General features: G+C 57.8%; 14 protein-coding genes and 1 pseudogene. 9 read left to right on the forward strand and 6 right to left on the reverse strand.

What is annotated here, in order from left to right; genetic code table 11:
- Nucleotides 1-946, forward strand: a pseudogene (locus ASD32_RS19895) (hypothetical protein); the annotation flags it as partial.
- A gap of 24 nt (nt 947-970) precedes the next feature.
- The gene (locus tag ASD32_RS19900) at nt 971-1,459 is read left to right on the forward strand and encodes a hypothetical protein (RefSeq protein ID WP_060639799.1); all 489 of its coding nucleotides are present in this window, start codon (nt 971-973) and stop codon (nt 1,457-1,459) included.
- Nucleotides 1,460-1,659: 200 nt separating this feature from the next.
- On the opposite strand, the gene ASD32_RS29695 is transcribed toward ASD32_RS19900, so the two are convergent.
- Nucleotides 1,660-2,070 (reverse strand): hypothetical protein, encoded by a 411-nt coding sequence (locus ASD32_RS29695; RefSeq protein WP_156383255.1) that lies wholly within the window; start codon nt 2,068-2,070, stop codon nt 1,660-1,662.
- Between the two features lie 107 nt (nt 2,071-2,177).
- Between ASD32_RS29695 and ASD32_RS19910 the strand changes: the two genes are divergently transcribed.
- Genes ASD32_RS19910 through ASD32_RS19930 form a run of 5 tightly spaced genes read left to right on the forward strand, consistent with a single transcriptional unit; the run spans nt 2,178 to nt 4,288 of the window.
- Nucleotides 2,178-2,870: a TIGR02594 family protein gene (locus ASD32_RS19910; protein WP_244490211.1), complete on the forward strand. Its 693-nt coding sequence runs from the start codon at nt 2,178-2,180 to the stop codon at nt 2,868-2,870.
- Nucleotides 2,871-2,897: 27 nt separating this feature from the next.
- Nucleotides 2,898-3,215 carry a hypothetical protein gene (locus ASD32_RS19915; RefSeq protein WP_060639801.1) on the forward strand — a complete coding sequence of 106 codons (318 nt, stop codon included), beginning with the start codon at nt 2,898-2,900 and terminating at the stop codon, nt 3,213-3,215.
- A gap of 17 nt (nt 3,216-3,232) precedes the next feature.
- Complete coding sequence (locus ASD32_RS19920) at nt 3,233-3,517, forward strand: hypothetical protein (RefSeq protein WP_060639802.1); 285 nt, start codon at nt 3,233-3,235, stop codon at nt 3,515-3,517.
- Nucleotides 3,517-3,975, forward strand: a complete 459-nt coding sequence (locus ASD32_RS19925; protein WP_060639803.1) for a hypothetical protein — start codon at nt 3,517-3,519, stop codon at nt 3,973-3,975. Before ASD32_RS19920 ends, ASD32_RS19925 begins: the two co-directional genes overlap by 1 nt.
- Nucleotides 3,959-4,288 carry a hypothetical protein gene (locus tag ASD32_RS19930; protein WP_060639804.1) on the forward strand — a complete coding sequence of 110 codons (330 nt, stop codon included), beginning with the start codon at nt 3,959-3,961 and terminating at the stop codon, nt 4,286-4,288. The genes ASD32_RS19925 and ASD32_RS19930 overlap by 17 nt, the downstream gene beginning before the upstream one ends.
- A gap of 15 nt (nt 4,289-4,303) precedes the next feature.
- Here the strand turns inward: ASD32_RS19930 and ASD32_RS19935 are convergent, their stop codons facing one another.
- The 5 genes from ASD32_RS19935 to ASD32_RS19955 form a co-directional block, all read right to left on the reverse strand.
- Entirely contained in the window at nt 4,304-4,666 is a 363-nt protein-coding gene (locus tag ASD32_RS19935) for a hypothetical protein (RefSeq protein ID WP_060639805.1), read from the reverse strand.
- Nucleotides 4,663-4,971, reverse strand: a complete 309-nt coding sequence (locus ASD32_RS19940) for a hypothetical protein (protein ID WP_060639806.1) — start codon at nt 4,969-4,971, stop codon at nt 4,663-4,665. The genes ASD32_RS19935 and ASD32_RS19940 overlap by 4 nt, the downstream gene beginning before the upstream one ends.
- A complete protein-coding gene (locus tag ASD32_RS19945; RefSeq protein ID WP_060639807.1) occupies nt 4,968-5,201 on the reverse strand; it encodes a hypothetical protein in 234 nt (77 codons plus the stop codon). Before ASD32_RS19945 ends, ASD32_RS19940 begins: the two co-directional genes overlap by 4 nt.
- Before the next feature lie 179 nt (nt 5,202-5,380).
- Nucleotides 5,381-6,133 (reverse strand): hypothetical protein, encoded by a 753-nt coding sequence (locus ASD32_RS19950; protein WP_060639808.1) that lies wholly within the window; start codon nt 6,131-6,133, stop codon nt 5,381-5,383.
- Nucleotides 6,134-6,214: 81 nt separating this feature from the next.
- Complete coding sequence (locus tag ASD32_RS19955; RefSeq protein WP_060639809.1) at nt 6,215-7,054, reverse strand: tyrosine-type recombinase/integrase; 840 nt, start codon at nt 7,052-7,054, stop codon at nt 6,215-6,217.
- A gap of 440 nt (nt 7,055-7,494) precedes the next feature.
- Here ASD32_RS19955 and ASD32_RS19960 point away from each other — a divergent pair, with 440 nt between their 5' ends.
- Together ASD32_RS19960 and ASD32_RS19965 are read left to right on the forward strand one after the other, a co-directional pair.
- Nucleotides 7,495-7,974 (forward strand): DUF2938 domain-containing protein, encoded by a 480-nt coding sequence (locus ASD32_RS19960; protein WP_060639810.1) that lies wholly within the window; start codon nt 7,495-7,497, stop codon nt 7,972-7,974.
- Nucleotides 7,975-8,044: 70 nt separating this feature from the next.
- Nucleotides 8,045-8,326, forward strand: a complete 282-nt coding sequence (locus ASD32_RS19965) for a hypothetical protein (protein ID WP_060639811.1) — start codon at nt 8,045-8,047, stop codon at nt 8,324-8,326.
- Nucleotides 8,327-8,452 lie beyond the last annotated feature (126 nt).

The following is an 8,452-nucleotide window of genomic DNA, read 5'->3' on the forward strand; positions in this document are numbered from 1 at the left end:
GCTTTATGCCATTGCCGGTCTGGCGACGGTTGCGGATCGGGTTCCTTATTTTACAGGGACCGGCACTGCCGCTTTGGCGACCTTCACCGCATTTGGCAGGTCTTTGATTGCTGCGGCCAGCGCAGCGGCGGCGCGTACCGTTCTAGGGCTCGCGCCGGTGGCCGCGTCCGGATCTGCGACCGATCTGACGACGGGCACCCTCCCTGACGCCCGCCTTCGCGCCGGTCTGCAGTCGATCGCCGTAACCGTCACTGATCTTAATACATTGACGCAAACGGGTGTCTACAAAGCTGCAGCGAGCGCGACGGGCTCGGCTGGTAACTCTGGCACGTACCTGCATCTTCAATTCGATGCGTCATATGCTGTGCAAGTGTTCTACCACGTGTCATCGACGCTGTGCCTGACACGCATCATCGCCGCTGGCGTTCCGGGTTCCTGGGAGGCTGTCTACAACACAGCTGCTTTTCTCAATCCCGTCTACGCTCAAATAGCCGGGCCAACGGCAGACAAGGGGCAGGCGCTCGGAACGGCCGCGCGTCGCTACTCGGATGTGCGAGCGGCTGCTGTTACCGTTGGGGGAGATGCCGAAACCTCATCCGTTGTTTTGATCAACGGTGCGGCTGCATCCAACAAGCTCTTCAGGTTCCGCTCCGCCAATCTGGACCGGTGGGCGCTTCAATCCGGCGCCACCACCGACAACCTCGTTTTAAATCGCTACAACGACAGCGGTGTTTTTGTCGATACGCCGATGACTGTGGACAGAACGAATGGCGTCCTCTCTCTTTTGGCGCCCCTGAAAAACCCCTCATTCACAGTTGCCACCCTCCCGGCGGCGTCAGCCTTTGCGCAGTGTCAAGCCTATGTCTCGAATGGCACCGGTAACAAGCGCCTTGCCGTCTCTGATGGCACCAACTGGCGCTTTCCCGATGGCGCGATCGTTTCCTAAACTCCATTCATTGAAGGAACTACCATGGCCCTTAGTGACCAGACTATCCCGTATGAAATTCTTGTCCGTTTTGACGACGAGGGCGCGCCGAGGGGCGCTCATGTGCAAAGTCGCCGACGCGTCATCCTTGATGGTGAGGTGCTGAAGGATGAAATACTGCCGGCGGCCCCGCTCCAGTTAGAAGGCTTTCCGACCAGCGCGATCATGACGACGGCGACACAGGCGGCGCTCTCGCAAGTGACGGCACTGAATGCGCAGGTCGAAACGTTGCAGGGTGAGCTGGAGGCCGCTCTCGCAGCAATCGAGGCGGCCCATCGTGGTCGCGACCAGGCGCTAGAAGCAAAGTCTGCAGCGGAAATGCAGGTTGTGACCCTGCAAACGAATCTGGACCAGAAAACTATCCAGATGCATGAAGCGCAGGCAACTGTATCAGCCCTGCAGGAAGAGGCCACGACGCGGCTCGCGCAGATCTCCGCGCTGACGGAGCAGTTGGCGTCAGTGGGGGCAGTATAATGATCGATGACATAGTGAAAAGAGCTGTTGCGGCGGAGCGTAAGCGATGTGTGCAGGCAGTATTATCAGCCTACGTCCCCCACTACATGGCTGCCGGTACCGTGAGAATCATCGTTAAGGAGATCGATCCCGATGCTCTGGCCTTGGTGGATGATCTGGAACCGCATGCTGTGAAGGATAACTTGGAGGCCTGCTTCGGCTTAGCTGCCATAGATCCAGAGATATCGTTCGCCTTTCACCGCGTCCACATGGAGGCCGGCGAAAGCGAGAAACGGGGTTCCCAATAGCACATCGCTCCGGAGGCCCGAGACTTCGTAGTCAATAACCTCGACTTCAATCATTCGATCGGTCATGGGGAAACTGAAGCGCGCCCAGTAACGTGCATGTTCCCGAACACCACCGATAACGTTTTCCGCCCCTTCGTGGAAGCCGATCGGGAAAACCCCTGATGGGATGACGCTCGGTTTCGCGGCACACATATTGGCGCCGGTATCAATAATGGCACCGCATTCTACTGGCGGATGCCGGTAGCGAACGGGGCCTTGCCCGCCAATCTCGATAAAACACTTTATCGTTGGACGCCTGCACTCGATTGGAAGCTTAGCGTCCATCGCTTCATCTCTTCCTAGCTCTAACCTCATTCCGCCCTCCGATTGCTTTCGGCGCCTACGATCGCATGACAGGTCAACGCGTGTCGAATCTCAAAAAGGACATCATCATGAAAACGATCGCTGATATTCAGCGGCGGCTGCTTGCGCTTGGCTATTCGGTCGGCAAGGCCGGCGCCGATGGCATCATGGGGCCAGCGACAGAGAGAGCCATCACAGCTTTCAAAAAGTCGGTTGGCCTGCAGGCGCGGCCATACGTCGGCCCGATCACGCTTGAGAAGCTGTTCGGCTACCCGGTTGCAGGCCAGAAGCCGTTGGGTTCCGGAGAGCCGCGATGGCTGACGTTCGCCCGCCGCTATTCCGGTTTGCGGGAGATCAAGGGCAAGAACCACGCGCCGGAAGTTCTGGAAATGTGGAAAACGCTCGGCCTGTCATTCAAAGACGATGAAACGCCGTGGTGCGCGGGCTTCGTCGGGTTCGTACTGGAAAGCTCCGGGATCACCTCGACACGCTCCGGCATGGCTCGATCCTATGAAAAATGGGGAGTGAAACTCCCTGGTCCGGCCGTGGGGTGCGTCGTTACGTTCAAGCGCACTGGCGGCGGTCATGTCGGGTTTGTCGTCGGCCGGGATGCCGCCGGGAATCTGATGGTTCTCGGCGGGAACCAGGCAGACGCCGTCAATATCAAACCTTTCGCAGTCTCCCGCGTCACCGGTTACTGGTGGCCGAAGGGCGAACCGTTGCCGGAAGGCGCGGTCCCAACCGTCCAGAGCGACGGCAAACTGTCTACCAACGAAGCATAACTCCCCGCCAACATCAAAGGAATTATCATGCGCTCTCTGCTCATCATGGCAGCGGCAAGCTTTGCGCTGTCCGCTTGCACCACCACGTCGATCGATACCGCGATTCAGAAAAATCTGCCGCAGATCTGCTCGGCAGCCAGCACGGCCCATTCGGCATTTATTGTCGTGGCGGTGACCGGAAACCTCAAGCCCGTCACGATCGCCAAGGAGGCGGCGGCCTGGTCGGCACTGAAAACGATCTGCGATGCGCCAGAGAGCGCCACGGCAGCCTCGGTGCTGGTTCGTGCGGCTGAAGCTTATGCGGCGATCACCGTCGCACTGCGGGAAGCAAAATCCTTCTCCTGATCTAAAAGGAATCGATCATGGATAGCAGTACATATCGCGAGCGGGCCGGGGTGCTGGTTTCGGCAATGGTTGTCATGGCGTTGATTGCTGTTGGGCCGATCCAGCTCGCAGTTCAGGTCTACACGACGCAGACCTTGACCTTTGACCAGACCTGGATGGTCACGGTTGCCGGCCTGGCTGGAACAGCGTTTGGTTTCCTAATTGGAAAACAGTCGAGCAATCAGCCCTCGACTACCACCATCACGGCGATGCCGGCAACGGTGACGACAACGGTCACGGCCGATCCGAAAGAGGGCTCCTGATGGAGCCCTCCAGCTACACCGGGCCGGGCATATGGATCAGGATCACCCATCGGTTTGGCCCGCGTATGATGGAGTGGTTCTCTGGCGCGGTGACCGCAACGTTCGGCGTCATCCTCCTGGTTGGTGATAACCTGTTTGCCCAACCTTCATGGGCGGGTTTCTCTGCCTTCTTCGGCGGGTCTCAGGAGCTGTTCGGGGTGATTATGCTGGGGCTTGGCATGCTTCGATTGGTGGCCCTGATCATCAACGGCGCAAAGAAAAAGGTGACGCCTCAAATCCGGCAGGTGGCGGCGTTCTTTGGTTTGGCGATCTGGTTTGGCGTTGTCGTCGGCTTTTACTCCTCAGGCGTGATCAGCACCTGGGCGGCGATCTATCCTTGGCTCGTGGTCGCGGAGCTTACGAACATCCACCGCGCAGCGCATGACCAGGGAGAGACGAGGAATGGAAGAGCTGATTAAAGCGTTACCGGCTGAAGCTTTGGTCGCTTTGGGTGCTGTGATTGGTCTTGGCCTGCTTGTCCGTTATTTTGGCCTGATGCAAGGCCAGAGGGCGGGGCCAGAGCACAGTAGTAATGCAGCGCAAGTCGCTGCTGTCATCGTAGATCCAACTGCGCTGAACCAATTAACTGCGGCTCTGGAAGCGCAGACGATGGAAAGCATCCATAGCCGAAAGTCATTTGAGCGCGGGATCGAGGCTTTGTGCCGTACGCTGGAGCGACTTTGTGAAGAGGTCGATGACCTCAAGAAGGAAATGATCAGACGCGGCCGGTGACTGATCACCTCGGCGTCATAACCCGAGCCGCGTCGGATCGGGGCCGGCCCTTTCCAGCTGCTCAGCATGTTTGAGGATAGCTCGATCAAGGATGTCCTGCGTCATTCCAAAATGCTTCAGGCTCAAAACGTCGTGATAGCATTGTTCCGCCGCAAGGGCCGCAGCGCGCGCGCTGTCTGCTTGCCCGCTGAACCGGCGAAGCCCATCCCAAGGGCTTATCCAGCCAGCGAAACTCATGTACCAGTTCCAATGCCAACCTGAAGGGTGATGCTCGATACGGCCGATCCGGCGCTGATTGATAAGGTCATAACCATGGAAGATCGGCGTCACCTCGGTGTCGTCGATCCATTTGTATTGTGGTCGGGGCAAATCGATCATGGGGACGCATCCCTCTGTCTCGGCGCCATGACCCGCTGGCTCAACTCCCAGAAATCCTCGACTTTTTGGGTGGCCATCCGAGCTGTCGCCTCATAGCCAGCGTTCGGAGTTGGCGGGCTGCCCATGTGTGTTTTAGGGTACCAGCCTGCCCAGTGCCACTTCCCCTTCGTCGGCCCAGCCGTTTCCTTCCTGATCCGACCGATCGGCAGCACGCCATCCATTCCGATCCAATCCAAGTCGGTGGGCGGGTCGTTTTCATCTAGCTCGGTGCGGCGCCATTCGTATTTGGGCTGGTAGTCCGTCATCGGCTTTTTATCGCTCGCGCAATCTCGTCGTCTGTCTCAGCATTCGCCATGATCATGAGGACCTGGTTATCGGCCAGCTCGACCATGGCCGTTGCCGCTTCGTCGAGTGCCCATCCTGCGGCGACGGCATCATCGAGTACTGCCCTGAAGCGCTCCTCCATTAACATCTGGCAGTGAAGGTGACGGTCGGGGTAGGGGCCGGACTGAGCAGGGGGCATAATGGCGCGCATGGCAATTCCTCCTGAATGGAGGATAGAGAGCGACGGTCAAAAGGCGAGGCCTACCGCATACCGTCTGGACACAATTTCGAAAAGCATAATGAATGCTGACGAACAATCAGTGTCCAGAAAATTGCCGAGCCGTTGGAAAGGTTCACTTTCCGTAGCTCGGCACGGAGTGCAATCAGAAGCTATCTCTTCTTTCCGAATTCGATGCCGTTGCCCGAAATTGTCATGCCTGTTCCGCCATTCTGAGCGTCAAAGGTGACTTTAACACCAGTGTTCTGCCCAAAAGGAGAGGTTTCTACCGTTGCGCCCGGATGGATTATCGCATTGTCCATATATGAAGTTGCTCTGAATTTTGAGTTACCCCCGCTAAATATGCTGTTTTTGATATTATGGATAGAATCTGCTTTTGTTTCGAACTTAGCGCTCCCGCTTACCGAAACCCTTTCGATCAAAGTTTGTCCTCCTTCACTCGCAACGGAGTGTAGATGCATATTGCTGACCACGTTGTCGGTGAAATTCGTGATCCCGCCATTGGACTCAATGAAAATAGGGTCTAGTCCGCCGCCGGTGACCACTTTTTCAATCATGTCCTTGATTGCAGCCGCTACCGCTTGGTTTGATTGCGAGAAGTGTTCAAGCAGCGCCACTCTCATCTCGAGCGTTTCAATTTTGGCGATATCGGGAGCAAGGCTTTCGATGGTATCGGCTATCACCTTAATGTGGCTGACAAGGTCGGGGTCCAAAACCTCAGACCTCACGCGATCTGACATATAAGACAACGGCCCTCCAACGATCGGAACCGCCGAAAGCCCCATAGAGAGTATTGTTAGGGCTGTTGCACCGATCTCGCGGCCGAGGCCGGTCTCGGCAAGTTCGCCCTGAATTTTCCGGATGGGTTCTATGTTCATTTCTGCATCCTCATTGCGCGTCGGCATGATGAGGACTCAAGCAGGTACACGCAAGGGTTTTCTGATTTAAGGATCGCCCGCTTGCTGACATATTCTGCGAGGATCGATTTAGATGTCCGCGCCAAATTGGTAGGCGTTGAACCGATCGGCGACCATGCGGCCGGCGTTTTGCCTGGGGTGAACGTATGTGCCGAGGAACACCTCGACGCTCCTCCAGTCTCCAGCCTGCATTGTCGATTTGATATCTATTCCGTTGTCCATCGCGTTGGTGGCGAACGAATGTCGGCCGCATGCGTGGCTCGACTTGTAGCTGATCTCCGCTCTGGCGCAGACAGCCTTGATCCTCTCATTCACGGAATGGCGGCAGGTGTAGCGGAAAACGTGATCGTCGGCCGCTGCATCGCCGCGAAGCTTCCGCAGCCGGGTGACCAGTTCGTCGGTCAGATACCGCCGCGAATTGACGCTGGTCTTTGTCTTCAGAAGCAGCGCCGTTCTGCCTTCCAGATCAACCTGCGCCCATAGTAGCCTGACGGCCTCGCTCACCCTGGCGCCGGTCTGCGACATGAAAAGCACGATCGCCGCGACGTGGTGTAGCCGATCGCGCTCGCACTGGCGAATGAACGCGTGAAGCCAGACCGGCGCTGCAGGGCTCTTTCGTTTGGGCGGATCTTGCCGAAACCTGCGCAGCTTGATGTAGCTGCACCATCCCCTTTCATATCCGTGGATCATGACGGCCCTTGCTGGCGTCAGCGCCTGGCGATTGCGCGTCGCGTTGATCGCATTCGGGTAAAATGATTCGGCCATCTGATAGATGTCAAAGGGGTGGATGGAAACCAAGGCACGGTCTTTGAAATGGTCGATGATCCTCGGTAGATATCGACGATCGCCACCATGCTCTATATAGCTGGCAGCGGTCTCGGAGAACGATCGATAGGGTTGGTGCAACATGGCGCTTCTCTCCGTCGAAAGCTGTGCACCGCACAGTTTCCGCACAGTTTGAAAGAACAGGACTGGAACGAAGAGTGTCCATCATGAATACGAAAACCCGCTTTTGCGGGGGTTTCAGCGCCTACCCAGCGTTCGGGACGACGGGGTCGGAGGTTCGAATCCTCTCACTCCGACCAGCTTATCAAAGGCTTGTAATTCCTCGCCTTTTCCCCCCGCTCAGTTTCAAAACATTTGCCCGCCGTGTCACGTCGGCTTGACCATGCGCTCGCGTGCAGAAAACGCCGATCAGCCTGTATCGCGCTTCACTCTTCCTTGACCGAAAAACGGAATGTGACTTACAACGGATCGCATCTCTGCGCTGTCGCAGATCCCCGTCATTTCCAGCGTTTGCTTCGACTATCAGGGGCTCACGCCGGTTCATCCAGCAGGAACCCTTGCGCATGTTCGATCTTTTCTGGCGTAGTGTGGCAATCGGCATTGGCGGCACGGTGCTGATGGATATCTGGGCACTGTTTCTCTATCTGGTGGCCGGTCAGAGCAAGCCGAACTGGGGGCCGGTCGGGCGCTGGTTCTGGCATTTGCGCACCGGAAAAGTCCTTCACGACACGATCGCCAAGGCCGAGCCCTATGCGCATGAGCAGGCGCTGGGCTGGATCAGCCATTATGCCGTCGGCATCGCCTATGGCATTCTTCTGGTGGCGTTCACCGGGCCTGCATGGCTGGCGGCGCCCACCTTCCTGCCAGCCTGGATCGTCGGCATCGTCACCATCGGCGCCGGCTGGTTCCTGCTGCAGCCGGGTCTCGGCCTCGGCTGGGCCGCCTCCAAGCTGCCGAATGCCAATATGGTGCGCTTCCTCAACTTCGTCTCGCACACGGTCTTTGCCGCCGGCATGTACGGCACGGCCCTGCTCCTGGCTTAGAGCCAGATCATTCCAGCCTGCGCCACCGGCATGCTATGGCTGTTGCGAATAACGCGTCTAAGGACATGAGTTGAAAAAGATCGACGACCTCATCGCATCCGTGACCAGCATCCACGACCGCTACAAGGCCGGCCGCATGGAGCGCGAAACCGTGCGCGAATGGGTCCTGGGGCTCGGCGGCTACCCGGCGCCCTATGCGCAGCCGCTGACGGCAGCCGCCGCCTGGTTCAGGCCGCTGCGCGATATGGAGCCGGATGCGATGAAGGCCGTGGATCTGGAAAAGCTGAAGGCGGTTGCCGATGCAGCAGCGCAGGCCGCTCCGGCCGGGCTTTCCGTGGGGCGGCTGCGGTAAGCAGGCGGATTGGCTGTGGCTTTGGTGTTTGACAGAGAATTTGAAGGGGCCTCGCTGCCCCTTCAGACTGCTGACAAAGGTCTCATCTCACAACTCTGCAGGCCAATTGGGAAATTGAGCTTGCTC

The organism is Rhizobium sp. Root483D2 (genome assembly GCF_001426685.1).
GTDB lineage: Bacteria > Pseudomonadota > Alphaproteobacteria > Rhizobiales > Rhizobiaceae > Pararhizobium > Pararhizobium qamdonense.

What these genes read in the sequence shown, in the direction of transcription:
- ASD32_RS19940 (WP_060639806.1), bottom strand. Translation starts at nt 4,971, where the DNA reads ATGACGGACTACCAGCCCAAATACGAATGGCGCCGCACCGAGCTAGAT.
- ASD32_RS19960 (WP_060639810.1), top strand. Translation starts at nt 7,495, where the DNA reads ATGTTCGATCTTTTCTGGCGTAGTGTGGCAATCGGCATTGGCGGCACG.
- ASD32_RS19930 (WP_060639804.1), top strand. Translation starts at nt 3,959, where the DNA reads ATGGAAGAGCTGATTAAAGCGTTACCGGCTGAAGCTTTGGTCGCTTTG.
- ASD32_RS19925 (WP_060639803.1), top strand. Translation starts at nt 3,517, where the DNA reads ATGGAGCCCTCCAGCTACACCGGGCCGGGCATATGGATCAGGATCACC.
- ASD32_RS19910 (WP_244490211.1), top strand. Translation starts at nt 2,178, where the DNA reads ATGAAAACGATCGCTGATATTCAGCGGCGGCTGCTTGCGCTTGGCTAT.
- ASD32_RS19955 (WP_060639809.1), bottom strand. Translation starts at nt 7,054, where the DNA reads ATGTTGCACCAACCCTATCGATCGTTCTCCGAGACCGCTGCCAGCTAT.
- ASD32_RS19900 (WP_060639799.1), top strand. Translation starts at nt 971, where the DNA reads ATGGCCCTTAGTGACCAGACTATCCCGTATGAAATTCTTGTCCGTTTT.
- ASD32_RS19950 (WP_060639808.1), bottom strand. Translation starts at nt 6,133, where the DNA reads ATGCCGACGCGCAATGAGGATGCAGAAATGAACATAGAACCCATCCGG.
- ASD32_RS19935 (WP_060639805.1), bottom strand. Translation starts at nt 4,666, where the DNA reads ATGATCGATTTGCCCCGACCACAATACAAATGGATCGACGACACCGAG.
- ASD32_RS29695 (WP_156383255.1), bottom strand. Translation starts at nt 2,070, where the DNA reads ATGGACGCTAAGCTTCCAATCGAGTGCAGGCGTCCAACGATAAAGTGT.
- ASD32_RS19920 (WP_060639802.1), top strand. Translation starts at nt 3,233, where the DNA reads ATGGATAGCAGTACATATCGCGAGCGGGCCGGGGTGCTGGTTTCGGCA.
- ASD32_RS19945 (WP_060639807.1), bottom strand. Translation starts at nt 5,201, where the DNA reads ATGCGCGCCATTATGCCCCCTGCTCAGTCCGGCCCCTACCCCGACCGT.
- ASD32_RS19915 (WP_060639801.1), top strand. Translation starts at nt 2,898, where the DNA reads ATGCGCTCTCTGCTCATCATGGCAGCGGCAAGCTTTGCGCTGTCCGCT.